At 36.2% G+C, this 21,077-nt stretch carries 23 protein-coding genes; all 23 read left to right on the top strand.

All coding sequences use genetic code 11. The features are described from left to right. Window positions 1–146 precede the first annotated feature (146 nt). The 23 genes from KHY58_RS01325 (at window position 147) to KHY58_RS01215 (ending at window position 21,073) form a co-directional block, all read left to right on the top strand. A complete protein-coding gene (locus tag KHY58_RS01325) occupies window positions 147–563 on the top strand; it encodes a DUF4229 domain-containing protein (RefSeq protein WP_278471608.1) in 417 nt (138 codons plus the stop codon). Between the two features lie 63 nt (window positions 564–626). Continuing rightward, window positions 627–2,465 carry a B12-binding domain-containing radical SAM protein gene (locus KHY58_RS01320; protein ID WP_278471606.1) on the top strand — a complete coding sequence of 613 codons (1,839 nt, stop codon included), beginning with the start codon at window positions 627–629 and terminating at the stop codon, window positions 2,463–2,465. 108 nt (window positions 2,466–2,573) lie between these two features. Then, window positions 2,574–3,539 carry a TIGR01212 family radical SAM protein gene (locus KHY58_RS01315; RefSeq protein WP_024061835.1) on the top strand — a complete coding sequence of 322 codons (966 nt, stop codon included), beginning with the start codon at window positions 2,574–2,576 and terminating at the stop codon, window positions 3,537–3,539. 8 nt (window positions 3,540–3,547) lie between these two features. Further along, the gene (locus tag KHY58_RS01310; RefSeq protein ID WP_024061834.1) at window positions 3,548–4,561 is read left to right on the top strand and encodes a PhoH family protein; all 1,014 of its coding nucleotides are present in this window, start codon (window positions 3,548–3,550) and stop codon (window positions 4,559–4,561) included. Between the two features lie 2 nt (window positions 4,562–4,563). Further along, complete coding sequence (gene ybeY, locus KHY58_RS01305; protein ID WP_008714003.1) at window positions 4,564–5,040, top strand: rRNA maturation RNase YbeY; 477 nt, start codon at window positions 4,564–4,566, stop codon at window positions 5,038–5,040. After that, complete coding sequence (gene era, locus KHY58_RS01300) at window positions 5,033–5,932, top strand: GTPase Era (RefSeq protein WP_024061833.1); 900 nt, start codon at window positions 5,033–5,035, stop codon at window positions 5,930–5,932. The genes ybeY and era overlap by 8 nt, the downstream gene beginning before the upstream one ends. A gap of 54 nt (window positions 5,933–5,986) precedes the next feature. Continuing rightward, entirely contained in the window at window positions 5,987–7,318 is a 1,332-nt protein-coding gene (locus KHY58_RS01295; protein WP_004695947.1) for a hemolysin family protein, read from the top strand. Next, window positions 7,305–8,009 (top strand): DNA repair protein RecO, encoded by a 705-nt coding sequence (recO, locus tag KHY58_RS01290; RefSeq protein ID WP_278471604.1) that lies wholly within the window; start codon window positions 7,305–7,307, stop codon window positions 8,007–8,009. Before KHY58_RS01295 ends, recO begins: the two co-directional genes overlap by 14 nt. 65 nt (window positions 8,010–8,074) lie before the next feature. Next, window positions 8,075–8,599 carry a hypothetical protein gene (locus KHY58_RS01285; RefSeq protein WP_101928308.1) on the top strand — a complete coding sequence of 175 codons (525 nt, stop codon included), beginning with the start codon at window positions 8,075–8,077 and terminating at the stop codon, window positions 8,597–8,599. A 96-nt stretch (window positions 8,600–8,695) separates the two neighbouring features. Continuing rightward, window positions 8,696–9,499, top strand: a complete 804-nt coding sequence (locus tag KHY58_RS01280) for a DUF3100 domain-containing protein (protein ID WP_118091262.1) — start codon at window positions 8,696–8,698, stop codon at window positions 9,497–9,499. Further along, window positions 9,492–9,953, top strand: a complete 462-nt coding sequence (locus KHY58_RS01275) for a hypothetical protein (RefSeq protein WP_004695934.1) — start codon at window positions 9,492–9,494, stop codon at window positions 9,951–9,953. The genes KHY58_RS01280 and KHY58_RS01275 overlap by 8 nt, the downstream gene beginning before the upstream one ends. A gap of 132 nt (window positions 9,954–10,085) precedes the next feature. Further along, complete coding sequence (locus KHY58_RS01270) at window positions 10,086–11,405, top strand: amidohydrolase (protein WP_101928305.1); 1,320 nt, start codon at window positions 10,086–10,088, stop codon at window positions 11,403–11,405. Window positions 11,406–11,541: 136 nt separating this feature from the next. Further along, entirely contained in the window at window positions 11,542–11,895 is a 354-nt protein-coding gene (locus tag KHY58_RS01265) for a hypothetical protein (protein ID WP_257876754.1), read from the top strand. Window positions 11,896–11,983: 88 nt separating this feature from the next. Continuing rightward, entirely contained in the window at window positions 11,984–12,442 is a 459-nt protein-coding gene (locus KHY58_RS01260) for a hypothetical protein (protein ID WP_257876753.1), read from the top strand. 635 nt (window positions 12,443–13,077) lie between these two features. Beyond that, entirely contained in the window at window positions 13,078–13,443 is a 366-nt protein-coding gene (locus KHY58_RS01255; protein WP_257876752.1) for a hypothetical protein, read from the top strand. 283 nt (window positions 13,444–13,726) lie between these two features. Next, window positions 13,727–14,164 carry a hypothetical protein gene (locus KHY58_RS01250; protein ID WP_101928302.1) on the top strand — a complete coding sequence of 146 codons (438 nt, stop codon included), beginning with the start codon at window positions 13,727–13,729 and terminating at the stop codon, window positions 14,162–14,164. 370 nt (window positions 14,165–14,534) lie between these two features. Continuing rightward, window positions 14,535–15,410 carry a glycine--tRNA ligase subunit alpha gene (gene glyQ, locus KHY58_RS01245; protein ID WP_039969172.1) on the top strand — a complete coding sequence of 292 codons (876 nt, stop codon included), beginning with the start codon at window positions 14,535–14,537 and terminating at the stop codon, window positions 15,408–15,410. Window position 15,411: 1 nt separating this feature from the next. Next, complete coding sequence (gene glyS / locus KHY58_RS01240; RefSeq protein ID WP_278471601.1) at window positions 15,412–17,463, top strand: glycine--tRNA ligase subunit beta; 2,052 nt, start codon at window positions 15,412–15,414, stop codon at window positions 17,461–17,463. Between the two features lie 166 nt (window positions 17,464–17,629). Continuing rightward, complete coding sequence (locus KHY58_RS01235; protein ID WP_101928418.1) at window positions 17,630–18,016, top strand: MarR family winged helix-turn-helix transcriptional regulator; 387 nt, start codon at window positions 17,630–17,632, stop codon at window positions 18,014–18,016. 142 nt (window positions 18,017–18,158) lie between these two features. After that, complete coding sequence (rplS, locus tag KHY58_RS01230) at window positions 18,159–18,500, top strand: 50S ribosomal protein L19 (protein ID WP_004695921.1); 342 nt, start codon at window positions 18,159–18,161, stop codon at window positions 18,498–18,500. A gap of 184 nt (window positions 18,501–18,684) precedes the next feature. After that, window positions 18,685–19,590, top strand: a complete 906-nt coding sequence (gene ylqF / locus KHY58_RS01225; RefSeq protein WP_101928300.1) for a ribosome biogenesis GTPase YlqF — start codon at window positions 18,685–18,687, stop codon at window positions 19,588–19,590. Next, window positions 19,583–20,380, top strand: a complete 798-nt coding sequence (locus KHY58_RS01220) for a ribonuclease HII (protein ID WP_101928299.1) — start codon at window positions 19,583–19,585, stop codon at window positions 20,378–20,380. The genes ylqF and KHY58_RS01220 overlap by 8 nt, the downstream gene beginning before the upstream one ends. A 294-nt stretch (window positions 20,381–20,674) precedes the next feature. Beyond that, on the top strand, window positions 20,675–21,073 hold the full coding sequence (locus KHY58_RS01215) for a YraN family protein (RefSeq protein ID WP_101928298.1): 399 nt from the start codon (window positions 20,675–20,677) through the stop codon (window positions 21,071–21,073). The last annotated feature ends 4 nt before the right edge of the window (window positions 21,074–21,077 follow it).

Genomic DNA, 21,077 nt, shown 5'->3' with positions numbered 1-21,077 from the left:
ATTAGCATTAAGTAATATAAAAAATAATCCCTTCAGATATATGGCTTTATATCTGAAGGGATTTCTATTTGCTATTATGATGGTAAAATATGGTATAATAAATTGTATAAAATTTATTATTATTTGTTCATATAAAGGAAATACATATGAATGATCAACACAATATAAACAATAATCAATATACATATAGAAATGGTCAATCAGATGATACTTATAGTCGCAGTACTTATTCTGGTGAACCTAATACACGCGTATTATCCGATGATGAGAGACGAGAATTTGATGGTGTAACTATTGAAGAGGTAGGCGATTCCGTCCATGTAGATTCAACGCCAACCAATATCAATGACGAGCAACAATATTACGATGAAAACAATCAATATGAACCGAAAGTTAAGGTGTATAGCTTTACTAGTACAAGCTGGCTTAGTCGAATTGTCTTGTTTATTGTTTTAGGGATTATTTTGGCTGCTGTTGTATTCTTTGGCAGTATCATTCTCACTGTCGCAACTGTTGTTATTTTAGTGGGTGCTATTATTTCTATTATATTTAGTCTCTTTTAATGGTATAATACATATATTATGACTAGACGGTGGCTGAGCCATTCGATGATTTAAAGGGGACCTATGAACGTAGTTTTATCCACATTAAACTCAAAATTTATACATTCTTCCTTGGCTTTGCGTTATCTCAAAGCGTATGGGCAGGCTCACGGACAGGCATACGATATAGTAGAATATACTATTAATATGCCTGTTTTACATATTCTTAGCGATATTACAGAGCGTAATATAGATGTATTGGGCTTTGCTTGCTATATCTGGAATATTGAGATGACTTTACATGTAGTAGACATGGTGAAAGCTGTGCGACCAGATATTAAAATTATTTTAGGTGGGCCGGAGGTGTCTTTCACAGCCGATGAAATCTTAAATCGTTGTGCTGCTGTGGACTATGTCGTACAAGGTGAGGGGGAAGAAGCTTTTTATCAACTTATTAGTGCACTAATCGCTGGCAAGGATGGCTTAGAAGAGCAGATTCCTGGCGTACGTGGTCGCCACATTTCTGGCCGACTCCTGGGCTCTACTGATACGGTGGAGGTAAAAGATCTGAGTACTATACCATTCCCATATATAGAAGAGGATATGATAGATTTAGAACATAAAATCATCTACTATGAATCCTCTCGAGGGTGCCCATTCTCTTGTCAGTACTGCTTATCTGGGAATAAGAATACAGTTCGTTTTTTCCCGCAAGAAAGAACTTTTAAAGAACTACAGTGGTTTATCGATCATAAGGTAAAACAAGTTAAATTTGTTGATAGAACCTTCAACTGTGCACCGAAGCATCATCGTCCATTGATGGAATTTATACGCGATGCTGATACAGAGACGAATTTCCATCTAGAAATGGAACCAGAACTAATGACGGAATGGGAAACAAATATTCTCTGTGAAACACCTCTAGGTCGTATTCAAATCGAGGTAGGGGTTCAAAGTACACATAAGAAAACCTTGGATGCTATTAATCGATATAATGATTGGCCGTATATTCAAAAGGCTATTCGTCCTATTATTGAAGCAGGCCGAACTCATGTGCACATGGATTTAATTGTAGGACTGCCTTACGAGAATAAACAACGATTTGGATTATCCTTTAATGATCTTTTTAGTTTACAGCCACATGCGTTACAAATTGGTTTTTTAAAACTGTTAAAGGGTTCTGGTGTACGCCGTATGGAAGAGTATCAATACATTAGTGATCCCTTAGCGCCATATGAGGTATTAAGTACTCACGTGCTTCCTTATAGAGATATACGCTTCTTAAAACACTTTGAAGATGTCTTTGAACGCTTTTATAATAGTGAACGATTTAGAACTGTGTTTGGCTATATTGGTAGTAAGCTTATAAAAGAACATACTGATACATCTATAACTGGGGAAAATACAGAAACTAATCATGTACCACCTATGAAAAAGTACGATCCATCTAAAGTGGAGATAAAAAAAGATGCCTTTTCCTATTTCTGTGACATGACACAGGCTTGGCTCGATGCGGGTAATCATAAGATTAATTTAAAAGATATTGATCAAATTGAGTTTTTGTACAATTTCTTTCTAGCTAAAGGCGATACAGTGGCTGCCGAATTATTACAATATGATACACTCGTTAGTTATCGCGGTAAGGTTCGCAGTGAAGCCGTTGGTTTACCGAAGCAGACAAAAGAACTTTTACAAGAAGGGGAAGCATTCTGGCGCAATGAAGAAATTGCATCTCAATATATTCCAAACTATACATTTAAAGAGTGGCGCAAAATTCGCCAACAATATGTAGAAATGCCTATGTCTAAGGACACGGCTAAAGTGTTAGGTATAGAGAATGTACCAAATGTACCTTTTACAGTTGTAATCGACGTAAATAAAGAGGTAAAACCTTTTATACGTCCTGAAATAGAGGCTTGTTAGTAATATAAAAATAGTTTATCTAATTTTATATAATCAAAAGATTAGAGAATTTATGATAGTTGAAATATTACATAATAAGCGATGATTGGTTAGTTTAATAGGAGTGTTATGACCGATACAACGAGACCAAAACGATACCGCATGGTATCTAAATATTATAAAGAAACATATGGGGAAAAGGTTTATAAATTACCTGTAGCACTACCCTTGACCTGTCCTAACCGTGATGGTTCGGCAGGCGTAGGGGGATGTACATTCTGCGGTGAAATTGGTGCAGGCTATGAAAATCGTCCAGCGTGGATGACGGTACGCATGCAATTAGAGGAAAATATTGCTCACATAGGCCCTAAATATAAAGCAAAGAAGTTCATCCCTTATTACCAAAACTTTAGTAATACCTACTTGAATCTTGATGATTTTAAAAGCTATATTGAACAAGGTTGTATCGATGAAGCCGTGGGCATTGCTATTGCAACAAGACCCGATTGTATTGCTGATGAATATCTTGAAATATTAGCTGATATTAGGGATCGCTTTCATAAGGATATCTATATTGAGCTAGGTCTTCAAACGGTTAACTATGATACATTAGAGAAAATTAATCGTGGTCATGATTTAGCCCAGTTTATTGATGCCGTATTACGGATTAAGCGATATGGATTTAACATAACTACTCATATGATAGTTAATTTACCATGGGATACCATGAAGGATACTATTGAAGGGGCTCGCATTTTGTCAGCCCTTGGTGTAGATCAAGTTAAATTACATGCGTTATATATTGTTAAAAATACATTGATGGCCAAGTGGTATCAAGAGGGTCAGTTTACCCTAATTAGTGCGGAAGAATATGCTGATCGGGTTGTTAATTTTGTACGTCATTTACACCCTGATATTGTTTTACAGCGTCTTGTAGGGAGAGCGCCTGAAGATAATACACTTTTTACAAACTGGTCCATGGGTTGGTGGCGCGTACAAGATTTAATTGATGATAAACTAGACGAACTAGATGCTAATCAAGGTGATCTCTGCGATTACCTAAATGGTAAAGCAGTTCGTAAATTTATAGATTAGGAGGTTGTATGAGCGAACAAGTATTTACATTTCCTACATATGACCTAGCACAATCCATACTAGGTCAACATAATCGATATCTGCATATGATGCTTGAAGTCATCTCTGCAGATGTAGTGGCACGTGGTGATACGGTAGTTATAAAGGGCGATGAAAAACAAGTAGAAGCTCTTTATCGTACCCTTGAAGAATTAGTATTCCTTTACCGTGAAGGTAGTACCATAACTGAGTCTCAAGTGCGTATTGCAGCCAAACTCGTGGCCAATGGTAAAGCTGATGCCGTACATACTATGTTTGAGGATACCTTATCCGTTAATATGCGCGGTAAAAATATTACGCCTAAAACGGAAGGTCAAAAATACTATGTAGATAGTATCCGAAAAAATACTATTACTTTTGGTATTGGTCCTGCTGGTACAGGTAAAACATTCCTAGCAGTAGCTTTAGCTGCATTCTATTTAAAAAACCGCAATGTAGATAAAATTATTTTGACACGCCCTGCTGTAGAGGCAGGTGAACGGTTAGGCTTCCTACCTGGTGAATTACAAGACAAGGTTGATCCATATTTGAGACCTCTTTATGATGCATTACATGAAATGTTTGGTATCGAGCAAGTACAACGCTTTATGGAACGTGGTACTATCGAGGTAGCACCACTAGCGTATATGCGTGGCCGTACATTGGAAAATGCCTTTGTCATTCTCGATGAGGCTCAAAATACGACGGCAGAGCAGATGAAAATGTTCCTAACTCGTCTAGGTAACAATTCTAAAATGGTAGTCAACGGTGATAAGACACAAATTGACTTACCTCCACGTGTTGTGTCTGGTCTGGGCGAGGCTGAAAAGGTATTGCGTCATGTGCCTGGTATTAATATGGTTTACTTTAGCGATCAAGACGTTGTTCGTCACGATTTAGTAGGTCGCATTGTAAAAGCTTACGATGCATATCACGAACGTAAGTTAGCTGGTGAGACTACAGAATCTAACGCAGTATCCAAAGAGAATGTAGCGAAAGGATAAGCATGTATATACACATTAGCTATGATGAAGGAATTCAAGAGGATTCCAATATTGAGGCTGTTATACGCAAGGTCTGCGATGAAGTGAGTCGCGTATATGGCCTCGACGAAGATGAAATGAGTATTTTACTCTGCAATAATGCTAAAATTCACGAGCTTAATAAGGAATATCGAGGCATCGATAGACCAACGGATGTATTGTCCTTTGCCCTCAATGAAGGGGATGATTACGAAGGTAGTGAAGAGGAACATCACTTACTTGGTGATATGATTATTTCCTTAGAGCGTACTCGTGAACAAGCTATTGAATATGGACATAGTTTTGAACGGGAATTAGCATATTTAACGACTCACAGTTGCTTACATATTTTAGGCTATGACCATATGAACGACGAAGATAAAAAAGAGATGCGCACAGAGGAAGAATTTATCCTAGGTAATCTGGGTTATGTGCGGGAGGATGCACCATATAATGAATAAGAACGAACATTTTAAATCAGGCTTTGTTGCCGTTGTAGGACGCCCTAATGTGGGTAAATCTACCTTAATCAACGCTCTTATTGGCGATAAGATTGCTATCGTATCCGATAAGGCTCAAACAACACGCAACCGTATCATCTGCGTATATACGGATGAATCCAAACAAATCGTATTTATGGATACACCTGGTGTGCATAAACCTAAGCACAAGTTAGGCGAATTCATGGTAGATGCTGCTATTGAGTCCTTAAAAGAAACGGAAGCTGTTTTATTTGTCGTAGCAGGCAATGAAAAACGTGGTCCTGGGGATAATTTTATTATTGAACAATTGAAACGTGTAAAGGTTCCTGTATTTTTGGTAGTCAACAAAATTGATACACTCAAAAAAGAAGAGCTTTTAGAAGCAATCGTTTCTTATCAAGATGCATATCCTTTTGCAGGTGTAATTCCTATTTCAGCAAAAGATAAAGAGAACTTATCTGAAATTCTTAAGGTTCTAGAGGAAACCTTGCCGGAAGGTCCACAATATTTTCCGGAGGATATGATTACGGATCAACCGGAACGCCTTATTATTTCCGATATCATTCGTGAAAAAATCTTGTTAGCTACACGAGATGAGATTCCTCATGCTATCGCTGTAGACGTAGATGAAATGAAAACACGTGATGACAGTACTACCTATATCCGTGCTACAATCTACTGTGAAAGAGACTCTCAAAAGGGTATTATCATCGGTAAAAAAGGTGCTTTATTAAAACAACTTGGTGCTGAAGCGCGCGCAGATATTCAAAAGCTATTAGCTACAAAGGTGTACTTGGACCTTTGGGTTAAAGTAAAAAAAGATTGGAGAAATAAATCTGGTATGTTATCTGAACTTGGTTATAGAAAATAATTTGATATAATAAAAAAAAATAAGTGTTTCCATATTCATATGAAAGGAATAAAGATGGATAGTGTAGATGGCCTGTTACCCATAGGGTTTGGTCTGTTATGTATTTTTTTAATTAACTTTTTTGTGGTTGCTAAGTTCTCCTTTGCACGCCTTCGTAAAGAACATGTAGAGGATATGGACATCCTCTTGGAGAAGGATAGAGAATTTTTATTAAAGCTTTATCAAAATCCTGAGTATTTTTTAAATACTACACAGTTTTTGATTCTATTCTTTATTTTGGCCCTTGCAGGCACAGGTACTTTTGTATTCGATAATATTGTTGATCGTATAGTGGCGGTTCTTAATATTCATAGTACTTGGATGCATTTAGTGTTAGATATTATTCTATTACTATTAATTAGCTTAATCGTCCTAATTTTTGGTGAAATTGTACCTAAAGCATTGGGCTTATCCTTCCCTACAAAATATGTAAATACCTATAGCCGTATCGTCGTGGCTGCAGGTAAATTGGTGTATCCATTTATTTGGATTGCTAGTAAAATCTCCAATGTTATTTTAGGCTTTTACAAAACAAAATATTTAACAGAGCTTGACCTTGTGTACTCAGAGGAAGAAATTCGCATGATGATTTCTCGAAGCCACGAGGAAGGGCAATTGGACCAAGTAGAGTCTGAGTTAATCGATAATGTCTTTAACTTCGTAGATCGCATGGCGAAAGAGGTTATGGTGCCTCGTCAAGACGTAGACTGCGTATTCGTTGAAGATGGTTACGATGAAGCGATGAAGGTTATTCGCTCTAAAGTACATACACGTTATCCACTCTGTGTAGAGGATAAGGACCACATTATTGGCCTCGTTCACATTAAAGATTTAATGGAACGCCCTAATCAAGCCCGTAAGGATTTGCGCAATATTAAACGAGATATTCTTACTGTTCCAGAGGTAATGAAATTATCTACCTTGTTGCAATATATGAGAACGCGCCGTATATATCTAGCTGTAGTAGTAGATGAATATGGTGGCATGGTAGGTCTTGTAGGCTTAGAAGATATTATAGAAGAGCTAGTTGGAGATATACAAGACGAGCATGAGCCGCATTTACCAGCTACGATGTCCTATGCAGATGGTTCCTTCGAGTTTGATGGCAAGGTCCTCGTAGACGAAGTAGAAGAAATTATGAATATTGAAATTGATAATTCTGATTCTGATACAATAGGTGGCTATGTCTTTGGTTTATTAGAACGTACACCAATCGTAGGTGATACGGTGGATGCTCATGGTTACACCTTTGAAGTTACTCAAATGCAAGGATATCGTATCTCTCGCATTAAAGTAACACCTATACCAGTAGAGGAACCAACGGAAGAAGAAAATGAAGAAGCTTAATGGTGGTTTTAATACGCCAGCCATCGTCATAAGTCGAAAAAAGTATAAGTTGTATTCCGTATTTACGTTTATTACGCCTAGCTTGGGACTTATTAAAGCATCGATTCCACATAAGCGAATGATGACGATGCGCAACAGCTCCTATTTACGTCCATTTAGTGCCATGTATATTACAGTTGTACCCGATGGAGAATATGTAAATGTTACGCAAATTGATGGCTCCTATGTGGTGGAATCCTTAGATGTAAACCTCGATAATATTGCTTATGCAGCGGTAGCGAGTGAGCTCATTCAAGAGTTATTTGCCATGTATGACGTAGATCGCAAGGTCTTTGATACTGTTGTAAACTATTCCAAACAAATTCGGCGCCGCAATGTACAATTGGGAACGATAATGCTTGGATGGCAACTATTATCTCTCGCAGGGGTTGTCCCTAGTGCTAATGCTTTTAACCATCAAGACGGAATCGAGCCATTCTGGATGCAGGTGAAAGAAACAACAAATCTTAGCATTTCTCGTTCTGTGAAAGCCGCATTACCTCAGATTCTAGCTTACCAGTGGGGTGAAGATACGCCTTTAGAATTTCCCAAAACAATTTGGAAGGAACTTGAAAAGCTACTATTTGCATATTGTGAACAAGAAATAGGTAAACCGTTGCAAAGCGTAAAGTTTTTAAATTCCATAATTTAATGACAGTAAAAAGGCAGTTTGAGAAATCAAACTGCCTTTTGTTGAAATATATTATGAGGTACTATATGGATACAATATTTTCTTCGTTGCCTATAGACAAAATAAATGAAGATAAAACGTTAGAACTACAAGAAATTCAACAGATATATAATTTTCTTTTAACTAACGACTATTATTATATATTTTCTGATTATGAGTTAGTAAATAAATTATATCAAACGATGGTCTTAAACAATCGTTGGGATTACAAGATAGCACTTAGATACTTTGATTATTTATGTTTTCTAAGTTGGGAATATGAAGCCATCATTGTTAGAGATCTTCTATTAGATAATCATGTTAGCTTAGCTGGTGAATTTTGTTTAGATACAGAATTAGTAAAAGATGGACTAAGTTATTTTAGAGATGATGCTATTTGGAGAGGGAAGGATTATGATAGTGACAGTATTCCGGCATCTATATCTGAATGGGCCATTTATTATGATGAAGAAGAACAAAGATTTCATAAAGTAAAACCATCAATGATAGAAAATATTATCATTGAGGTAGTTGATGCTGAACAGGGTCTTTATATTATTGGAAAAGAATAATTCAAATAGACAAATGTACATCTGTAATTGACACTATAAATAATAATTATTTATAATATAATAATGTTATATTATATGTTTTTATAGGAGGTCATTATGCAGCTTTTGGGAAATCTCAAAATACATTTTCTAGCGCTCGTACTAACTGTAGTCGCTGAATTTATAGGCATAAAAAAACTAGGTCCTGTTGTATTATTGCCATTATTGTACACATTGATTCTAGGTTTATTAATTTCTATTCCTAAGTTTAAAATCCTAACCATTAAACAGATGGAAAAATCTGCTGATTATATCGGTATCGCCGTTATGATCTTGATGGTAAAAGTCGGTTTAGGTATCGGTCCAAATCTTGGTATTCTTACAAGTGCTGGCTGGGCATTGTTATTACAAGAGCTTGGTCATTTCTTTGGTACTATTGTATTTGGTTTACCTGTAGCTTTATTAGTTGGTATGCGTCGTGAAGCAGTAGGTGCTTGTTACTCTGTAGACCGTGAGCCGAACGTAGCGATTATTATCGACAAATTTGGCTTTAGCTCTCCTGAGGGCCGTGGTGTTATGGGCATGTACATTTGTGGCGTTCTTATTGGCGCTATGTGGTCTTCAGTATTGGCGGGGATGTTGGCACAATCTGGTTGGTTCCATCCATTGGCATTGGCTATGGGCGCTGGCGTAGGTAGTGCTAGTATGATGGCTGCTGCTACAGCTCCGATCATTGCAGTATATCCAGATTATGAACAACAAATTATGGCTCTTGCTGGGGCTGCAAACTTGTTAACTACCGTTCTAGGCGTATACTTTGGTCTATTTGTTTCTTTACCTGTTATGGAAAAAACATACAACTTCTTTACAGGTCGTACCCGTGAACAAGATTTAGCAGAGGAGGCAGCAAGTCATGAGTAAAAGCGAAAAATTAACACAATTTGTCATCGTTATCTGTATTGCTGCTATCATCACTGCAGTAGGTAATGTAATGGATGGCAAACATCTATTTAGTGATAGTTTAGTTGGCGTAGCTATCTTGGCAGTCCTTGCTACAATTGGCGCTTTGATCTCTAACTTGCCATATGCTAATAAATTGCCTATGGTATTCTGGGTATCTTTAGTTGGTGTTATTGCATCCTTACCTGGTATGCCTGGCCAAGAATGGATTATTGCTAAAACTAGCCAAGTTACATTCCTTGCAACAACAACACCTGTACTTGCTTATGCAGGTTTATCCTTAGGTAAAGACCTTGGTGCATTCCGTCGATTATCTTGGCGTATTATTCCTGTTGCACTAGCTGTAACAGCAGGTACTTTCATCTGTGCAACAGCATTAGCACAATTAGTACTTCATTTAGAAGGTTTAATTTAATACTAAATCATAATGTTAGATGTCTAAACTATGTTAAGATATACATATAGATTTATATTTTATAAGATATCTATACATTATGATTCCATGATCGACCGTATTTTATACGGTCGATTTTATAAAGGAGATATTATGAGCCGTATGACAAAGGAAGAAGTAAAACAACGTGTTTGTAAAGCTATTGTTGATGCACAACCGCGTTTACGAGAATTAGCAGAATCTATTATGGCTGAACCTGAGCTAGGTTTTAAAGAGGTGAAAACATCTAAAAAGGTTCAAGCTATGTTTGATGAACTTGGCATTTCTTATACTACAGGTCATGCACTGACAGGTGTAAAAGGTAGAATGAAAGGCCGAGATAGTAAATATACGGTTGCCATGGTTGGGGAATTAGATGCCATTCTCTGTCCTCGCCATCCTCGTGCCGATGATTTAACAGGGGCTGCTCATTGCTGTGGTCATAATGTGCAAATTACTAATATGTTTGCCGTAGCTATAGGCCTACAAGCAGTGATGGACGAATTAGCAGGCGATGTTGTGCTATTTGCTGTTCCGGCAGAGGAAATGATTGAGATTGATTACCGCAATAAATTGCGTGAGCAAGGCAAACTTAAGTATATGGGTGGCAAGCAACAGCTCATCTATGAAGGTGCTTTTGACGATATCGATATGGCTATGCAAATGCATGTGGAGACAGCCAAAACTCCAGCTGGTGAAATGGGGCTTGGTAGTACCTCTAATGGTTTTGTATCTAAGCTGATTGAATATCACGGTAAGGTAGCTCATGCGGCTCAGGCACCTCATGAAGGCATCAATGCTCTTAATGCTGCTTTGATGGGCGTTATGGGGGTTAACTCCATTCGTGAAACTTTCAAAGAAAGCGATTATTTCAGATTCCATCCCATCATTAATCAAGGCGGTACATTGGTAAACTGTGTGCCTGATTATGTTCAAGTTGAAAGTTACGTGCGTGCTTCTAATATTGAAGCTATTGTAGATGGTAACCATCGTGTTAACAGAGCCTTAAAAGCTGGTGGGGATGCAGTAGGGGCAACATGTGTTATCAATGACCTACCAGGCTATTTACCGATGCGTAATGATGAACGTATGAATGCTCTATTACGAGAAAATTCAAACCCTATCTTTGGTGAAGCCAATGTATACCAAGGCCCACATATAACAGCTAGTACAGACATGGGGGACGTATCTCACTTAATGCCGGTCATCCATCCATGGGTTGGTTGTATCAGTGGTGTACTACACAGTGCGGAATATGAAATCTCTGTACCTGATGTAGCGTACATTAAAACAGCACAAGCCTTGGCTATGACTATTGTAGACTTACTATACGATGATGCAGCGGGCGCTAAAGATGTATTAGACCACTTTACACCAGCCTTAAATAAACAAAGCTATATTGAACTCTTAGATCGTATTGCTAAGGGTGAATAAAATAAACCACCTATCGAAGATAAATTGATTATCTTTGGTAGGTGGTTTACAATTTATTTATATAACTATAATGATTCATTTAAGTCTATGTTCTTATATATTATATAAGTATATTTAGTATATGTTAGAGGCGATTATGAAAGAGAATATTGCTTTACTACTAGCCATCTTGTATCTAATTTATAGATATAAGACTTATAAGAAAGTTAATAAAACAATAGAAGACAGAATAGAAAATGTACACAAACCATTCTTTAAACGCGTACAAGAAACTTTACAGTGCTCTGAAAAAGAGGCAGAGAAAGTTGGTCTAGCATTAGATAAATATTTTGTACCCTTAGAAAGTGAATTCTATAAAATTAATGATAATACCTACTCATTTGTTGATGCAGGTGGCCTTAAAGGAAAATTTTCAATAGATCAAAACTATAAGTTATTGACTTTAGTATATAATAATGTAGATTTATTAGCTTTAGAGCAAAACTTGTAAATTAGTATAATTAGGATTGAAGCAACCTTATAAAATAAAGTTACTAATATACCTTTTGTATTTACCTCAGAAGAATTAAGGAGTTTTTATGCCCATTAGAAAGCTTATAAAGATAACTTGTACAGTAGTTTTATCGTTACTAGTAATTATTCTACTTTTTGTTGGAATTAGAATATACGAATATCAAATATTTATAAACTCTCTTGTAGATTATGGCAAACAAACAGGGCTCAATAAAAATATGACTGGTTTTGCTACAGATTTTCCCTATATATATTCTAATGGTGATTTCGGTATAGTTGTTGTTAACGTATTACCCTATGGAACAGTACGAATTATTCCAAATCATAAAGGCTTTAGTAAAACATTTGAATCTCCAGCAGATAGTAATTTACAGTATTTGCAAAAAGCATATGGGGATGAACTTATAATTTTAGACAGTATTGATCAATTTTCAGAAGATGAAAGAAAGATTATATCTGAGATAACTAAGAAGGACTCAAAACCACGATATGATTGTGATACTTGGGTTACTAGATCATACTAATTTAAGGTAAGTATGCTCTTAAATTAATTTGGAGAATAAATTATGTTCGAGATAGTAACAATTTTAGGGCTTATATATTTGTTATATCGTATTAGATTCTTTTATAAAGAGGATAGTATATTTACTAAATAAGCCATGTGAAAATATTCTGGAGGATGAAGAAGTAAAAATGAGGAGTAATTAAATCAATGAACTTTATATATTATTTTGCTACTATATCCTTATTTTTAGCATTTGCCTATAGTGTAATTCAATATATCCGAAGATCTAATGAAGACATAAATGAAAAATATAGATTGATTAGTTTTGGCATATTTTTATTTGTAATGTTTACGGATTTAAAGTTCTTGGATACTATAAATAAAGAATTTAAATACCTAATTGAGTTTTTATTGCTATCATTTAGTACATACCTGTTTTCACTAATTTATAAAAATAGTGACAATAAAAGGACTTATTACCTATTTTCTTTTTTTACAATATTGTTATTTTTAATGGCTATCTTATTCTCTATGTAATTGAAAATTATATATATAATTGTAGTTATGTTTATTTTATGGATTGTATTGCATTAACTAAATTATGTTATTAGAATACATTTTTTATGGCTAGAATATTTCCTCAGGGGGAAACGTGTGGAAAAACAAATAGTAAATATATTTTTACTTTTAAGTTTTAATTATTATATGATTAAATCTTGGGGTACTCGGAAGGTTACAATTTTAACACTAATTGGCAACTATTTCTTAATCAGTATTTTAATAGAATCGTATTTTGGTTTGCCTAAATTCATTGAGGACTTTAATGCACTATTTATGCTTGGAATAGGTATGGTAGGTACTTATATCTTATGGCGTAAAAATAAAGCTGGAACACTAACGGAGTATGAAAAAAGAGGATGGATTCTGACTCGTACTTTCTTAGCATTATTTGTCTTAGCTGTATTAGTATTTGCTTTAATATTTATATTTATGGAGTATATTTATGGGATATATATTTAGTGTAATAATATATTGAGTTCTAATCTGGAGATAAAATAGTAGAAATATTACCTCTGAAAATAATTATAGTCTTCGTTATAGAGTTAGTAATTTTTGGATTGGTAAGTCTCCTGATTTTAGGTATTTTTATAGAAAAGAGATCTTTATACTTGAGCGATTAAATAACTTGTAATATTAATCTTACAATAATGATTATTTTAAGTTGATATTTTTTATATTTTATTTGATTAAAAATATTTTCTTATATTTTGATAGATAATAGTTAAAGTTTTTGAGGATATTTATGGATAAAATACAAATTATAGAATCTGAATTAATTTCATTGCAGTATGCTGATGAACAAATGTTGGACTTTTTAGTTACTGATTTAGGTAATAGAGCTGTTTTAGTGGCAGAGACATTTTATCTAGAATTTAAGTATTGTACTCAAATTAATATAGATAATGATTTAATGAACACACTTTTTTTACCTAGATTTAAAACTGGTAAATCTAGTCTTTTTATTCAAGATATTTCTATAGAGACTAAAGACGTTCGATCAAGAGGTGTTATAAAAAATAGACATGTTGATAAAGGTTATGCTACAGCAGTAGGCTATGAGTTTACTATTAACTTTGCATTTATGGATATAGCTATCGATTGTTTAGATTTTAGCTTAGTGAAGAAAAAAGATTTAGAAAGAGATATTGATTCGTTGATACATTATAAAGAAATCGAGTAATAGAATGTTAATCATTAGTTTTATTAATAATCTTTGATTTCATTCTTATATAGTTGATATATTTACTTGTGTTGACATTCATCCCTCTGTATTGCTACAATATTGTCTATAATATATGCGATGAAGCAGAGTAGTAAACCTCTCTAGCGAGTGAGGATGGTGTAAGCTCACATTTGGTTGAAGGCGCTGTAGAGCATTGGCAGGAACGCAGGTATCTGTTAGTAAAGGCCAACATAGAAAAAAGAGGGCGCAAGCCAAATAGGGTGGAACCGCGGGTATACTCGTCCCTGTAACGTTTTTCGTTACAGGGACTTTTTTGTTTGTAACGAAATGGTTGATTTTATGTCGGTTGTGTAAAGTGGAGGCAGCAATGACATTTCAAGAGATTATTTTAAATCTACAAAAATTCTGGAGCGATCAAGGTTGTATCGTTCAAAATCCATATGACATCGAAAAGGGCGCAGGCACAATGAACCCTGCTACATTCTTGCATGCTATTGGTCCTGAACCATGGGCTGTATGTTATGTAGAGCCTTCTCGTCGTCCAGCAGACGGTCGTTATGGTGATAACCCTAATCGTTTGTTCCAACATCATCAATTCCAAGTTATCGTGAAACCATCTCCAGATAATATCCAAGAATTGTACTTACAATCCTTGGCAACTCTTGGTATTCATGCTGAAGATCACGATATCCGTTTCGTAGAGGATAACTGGGAATCTCCAACATTGGGCGCTTGGGGCCTTGGTTGGGAAGTATGGCTCGATGGTATGGAAGTAACTCAATTCACATATTTCCAACAAGTTGGTTCCATCGACTGTAAACCAGTTTCCGTAGAAATTACATACGGTTTAGAACGTTTGGCTATGTACATTCAAGGCGTAGAAAACGTATATGACCTTAAATGGAATGAAAACGTTACATACGGTGACGTTTGGCATGCTAACGAAGTTGAACAGTCTGTTTACAACTTTGAATTAGCTGATACAGATATGCTCTTTAAATTGTTTGATATGTACGAAGCAGAAGCAAAACGCGTTTGTGAAGCAGGTTATGTATTACCAGCTTATGACTATGTATTGAAATGTTCCCACACATTCAACTTGCTTGATTCCCGTGGTGCTATTTCCATCAGCGAACGTACTGCTTTCATCGGCCGCGTACGTGCATTGGCTCGTATTTGTGCACAACAATACCTTGCTAAACGCGAAGAATTAGGTTTCCCACTTTTGAAAGGAGATAAATAAGATGGCAAAAGATTTATTATTTGAAATCGGTGCAGAAGAAATTCCTGCCGGCTTTATGCCAAATATCTTAGGTCAATTGAAACAATTGGCTGAAACAAAATTAAATGATGCCCATCTTCCTTTTGAAAGCATCGCAACATACGGCACACCACGTCGTTTGGCTCTTATCGTGAAAGGTCTTGCTGATACATCTGCTGAAATCAGCGAACGTCATAAAGGTCCTTCTGCATCCATCGCCTATGATGCTGATGGCAATGCAACAAAAGCAGCTATCGGCTTTGCTCGTGGTAAAGGTCTTGATGTAGCTGATCTCGTTGTAGAAGACGGCTATATTTACGCTGAAACTAAAACTGCAGGCGTACCTGCAAAAGATATCGTCACAGACATGTTGCCACAATTGATTACAGGTCTTAACTTCCCTAAATCCATGCATTGGGGTAATTTAGATGCTAAGTTCGTACGTCCTGTACGTTGGCTTGTAGCTTTACTTGATGAAGAAGTAATTCCTGTAGAATTTGCTACTGTTAAATCTGGTAATGTAACACGTGGTCATCGATTCTTAGGTGCTGATGAAATCACTATCAAAAATGCATCATCCTATGTAGACACATTAAAAGAAAACTTTGTTATGGTTGATCAAGACGCACGTCGTGAATTGATTTCCAAACAATTACATGACATTGCAGCTTCTAAAAATGCATCCATCGTTTGGGATGATGATTTGTTAGAAGAAATTAACTATCTTGTTGAATGGCCTACAGCATTGTGTGGTGGATTCGAAGAATCCTACTTGGCACTTCCAGATGCAGCTATCATTACACCTATGAAAGACCATCAACGCTACTTCCCATTGGTTGACCAAGACGGCAAATTGTTGCCAATGTTCTTAACAGTTCGTAACGGCTCCGATCATTCTATCGAAGTGGTTCAAGCTGGTAATGAACGTGTATTGCGTGCACGTCTTGATGATGCTAAATTTTTCTTTAACGAAGACCGCAAGAAACCTCTTATCGACCGTCAAGATGGTTTAACTAAAATTGTATTCCAAGAAGGTCTTGGTAACTTAGCGGATAAAACTGAACGTTTACTTAAATTGGGCCGTGTATTTGGTGAAGAATGTGGTTTACATGAAGATGCAGCTGTTGTGTTAGAACGTGCTACAGAGCTCGCTAAAACTGACCTTACAACAGGTATGGTTACAGAGTTCACTGAATTACAAGGTGTAATGGGTAAAGAATACGCTTTACTTGATGGTGAATCTCCTGAAGTAGCAGAAGCTATTTTCGAACAATATTTACCACGTTTTGCAGGTGATGTATTGCCTCAAACTGAAGCAGGTAAAGTATTGTCCATTATCGATAAAGTAGATAACATCGTTGCTACTTTCAGCCGTGGTTTAATTCCTACAGGCTCTCAAGATCCATATGCATTGCGTCGTCAAACTATTGGTATATTGAACATCTTACTTGGTAGTGAGTGGAATATCAGCTTGCGTCCAATTTTCAAAGCATCTCTGGAATTACTTAATGTGCCAGCTGAAAAACAAGACGAATTGCTTGGTCAAGTAGAAGAATTCTTCACACTTCGTTTGAAAAATATCTTCCTTGATCGCGAAGTTCCTCATCATGTAATTGACTTGTTGTTGTCCAACAACGAATTGTCCGTTGCTGATGCTGAAGGTCTTGTAAATGCATTGTTAGCTAACCGCATCGATGAAAACGTTGAACTTGTTCAAGCTTATACTCGTATGTACAATCTTGTAAAAGATGTGGAATATACTGGTGTTAATAGCGATTTGTTGAAAGAAGATGCTGAAAAAGCATTGTTTGAAGCTGCTACTAAAGCATCTGAAGCGAGTAGTGCTGCTTGGGAAGCTGGCGATTATGATGCAGTTGTGGCAGTTCCAGCTACTTTAGTTCCAGCCATCAACAAATTCTTTGAAGATGTAATGGTTATGGATAAAGATGAAGCAATTAAAGCTAACCGTTTACAACTCGTTCGTTTAGCATACAGTGTAATGGCCATTATCGGCGATATTAGCGCATTAAAATAACATATTTCAGTAAAAGTTAAATTTTTTACAATGATATACAGGAGAAGAGGTACCGTGCGTACCTCTTTTTTGCTTTTACGAAGAATATGCAAATTTTATGCAGGATTTTTAGAGACTATGGAGAATACTTTATAATATACAAAGTTGTATGAGGAGATAGATGATTATGAATCATGATGAATTATATAAAGCCTTATGTAAGGTGCCAAGCGGCAAAGAAAAGTCTCGTGATAGAATTATTATTGAATTATATATGCGTTCTCAAGGAGCATCACAGAAGCAGTTAGTAGATGCTCTAAATATGCGTCCCGCTACTGTGTCGGAGCAGACAGATATTCTCATTGAATTGGGATATGTTACAAAACATATTGATTATATGGATAAACGTATATCTGTAGTTACTTTAACATATGAGGGGAAACGGTTAGGCAAAACTCTTTTACATACATATAACGAATTTCTTAATGTAATGTTCTCTGATTTATCGGATGAAGAACAGGAGAATTTATACCGCTTATTAGGTAAGTTAAAACGACCAATTATGCGTAAATAATACGTAAATATTTGGATTATTAAAATAATATAGAAAATACTTGCTAACAGTACGTGATTTATGATACTATATTGCTGTTAATTTGAGACAGTCCGCTGCCTATAAGGTGTAGGTATTGAATGTCTGCAAACAGGAGGAAACAATGAACATTATTAACGTACTTGAACAAGAACAACTTCGTACAGACATCCCTACTTTCCGCGCTGGTGACACAGTTCGCGTACACGTAAAAGTAGTGGAAGGTACTCGTGAACGTATCCAAGTGTTCGAAGGTTTGGTAATCAAACGTCAAAACGGTGGCGTACGTGAAACTTTTACAGTTCGTCGTATTGCATCCGGTGTAGGTGTAGAACGTACATTCCCACTTCACAGCCCACGTTTAGCTAAAATCGAAGTTATGCGTCGTGGTGTTGTTCGTCGTGCTAAATTGTACTACTTACGTAACCTTACTGGTAAAGCTGCTCGTATTCGCGAAAAACGCTAATGTTCATAAAAGGCTGCCGTTGGCAGCCTTTTATTTTTGCTAAGATTAGATATGAATAGTTCTATTTTATTATTCTATGAATTAAAGAGTTATAATAGAGGAATATAGAGCTGTAAAAAGATAAATATAAAATATACTAAGTATCTCTATGAGATGTATATAAAGTATGTAGAAAGGATATAAAATGGCAGATTCACCTATCGTACATTGGTTCCCTGGGCATATGGCGAAAGCTACTCGTATGATTACAGAGTACATCAAGAAGGTAGATGTTGTTATCGAGTTATTAGATGCGCGTATTCCTCGCTCTAGTGCGAATCCTGTAATCCTTGAACTCGTTGGTCAAAAACCACATATTGTACTGTTAAATAAAGTTGACTTAGCTGATCCTAAATCCACAAAGGAATGGACTGAATTCTTTACTAAACAAGGCATTACAGTATTGGCTATCGATTCTAAATCTGGCAAAGGCAATAAAAAATTATTATCTACCGTAGAACGTCTAAGTAAACCTATCATTGATCGTTGGGTAGCGAAAGGTATTCGCAGTCGTTCTGTTAGGACTATCATCTTAGGCATTCCTAATGTTGGTAAATCTACATTGATTAACTCTTTAGCTGGTTCTGCTGCAACGCGTACAGCTAATAAGGCAGGTCATACACGTGGTCAACAGTGGGTTAAAATCGGTAAAAATCTTGAATTGCTTGATACACCAGGTGTATTATGGCCAAAATTAGGGGACCAACGTGCAGCGGCTCGCCTCGCTATGACAGGTGCCATTTCCGATGATGTTTATGATTTAGAGCATGTTATAAAACAGCTATTAAATTACTTATTGACGAACACGCCAAATATTTTGGTAGAGCGTTATAAATTAAAGGAAGAAGAGATGACCGATGTTGATACGATTCTTGAAAGCATCGGGCGTCGTCGAGGTTGTCTTGTAAGTGGTGGCATTGTAGATTTTGACAAGGCTCGCCGTATTATCTTGCAAGACTACCGCAATACTAAGTTAGGTACAATTACTCTCGATCAAGTTGATGAAGAACCGTACTACCCTGCAGATGGTGAGGAGAGTCATAATGGATAAGGATATATTTTCTAAGTTAAAAGTAGCAGATATTAAAGCTCTTTTTGAAACTGAACAAGCCTTAGAGATTTTGTCTTTTGCTCAAGAGGATACTCGTAGTTCTGTACAGAAATTAGCTGCTTCTTATATTAAGCGTCAAGAAAAAGAGTTAAAAGAACAGCAACGCCTCATGGGTATGTATGACTATGAAGGCATGTTCTATGATCAAGGTATCTATCATGTGGCTGGCGTTGATGAAGTGGGGCGTGGGCCTATTGCGGGGCCTGTTACGGTAGCTGCTGTTATCTTGCCACCTATGACATTAATTCCGGGGCTCAATGACTCTAAAAAACTAACAGAGGAAAAACGGGAAGCACTCTATGATATCATCATGGACGAAGCCGTTGCTGTTAGCTGTATTTCCTACGGTCCAGAAAAGATTGATGAACTCAATATTTATGAAGCAACGCGACAAGCGATGTATGAGGCTATTCGTACGCTCAGCGTACCAGCTGAAGCAGTAGTAGCCGATGCTATGAAATTGCCTGATTTGAGGATTCCCGTTGAATCCATCATTAAAGGTGATAGCAAAAGCTCTAATATTGCTGCTGCATCTATCATTGCAAAGGTTACGCGAGATCGATATATGAAGAGCCTTGATGATGAGTTCCCTGGCTATGGCTTTGGTATTCATAAAGGTTACTATACGGAATTACATAAAGAAGCTATCGAGCAACAAGGGGTAACACCGCTTCATCGTAAGAGCTTTGAGCCTATTAAATCTATTGTGCGTTGGGTTAAATCTGAGTAAATCTTAGTTATTTATATATGGGTAATAGATTTATTTTATGATTCGACTATTAAGTTCAGTCCTATAGTCGTATTAGTTTTATTCGTATTATCATTATAAATTGCATATAGTTTATATCCGTAAAGAGGTTCCTATTGGTCACCTATGTGACTATTAGGAACCTCTTTTGTATTTACTTTTGTTACCTCCATAATTTACGCTACAAGTAAGTATTACCTGTTGAAAGATTAATATAGTATAGATATTAAAATTCTATGAGTTATTGTTGCAGATACACCTTATTAGGAGGTATATATGAAAACGATTAGTACTGGTAAAGCATTTAATGAACTCGATTCAAAAGAACTAGGCAAATGGGGAGAACGAGTAGCTACTAACTATATTGAAAAAATGGGACTTATTGTAGTAGATATAAATTATCGAACCCGATTAGGGGAAATCGACATCATTGCTAAACGTGATTTAGTCTATCATTTTATAGAGATTAAAGCTCGCCGAGGTATGCAACATGGACTAGCACGTGAGGCAGTTACCAAGAAAAAACAAAAGCATATTAAACGAGCTGCCATGTTGTTTCTATATGATCTAAATCAAAAAAAGCGCCGTTGGAAGGAAATATCCTTTGATGTAATAGAGGTGTATTTACACGAAGACTTTCAAAGTTCTATTCATTATTTACCACAGTGCTTTTAGTGAG

The sequence above is a fragment of the Veillonella parvula genome (assembly GCF_018366295.1).
Classification (GTDB): domain Bacteria; phylum Bacillota; class Negativicutes; order Veillonellales; family Veillonellaceae; genus Veillonella; species Veillonella parvula_P.
The sequence above is the reverse complement of the archived record's forward strand: the minus strand, read 5'-3'. Positions and strand labels throughout refer to the sequence as shown.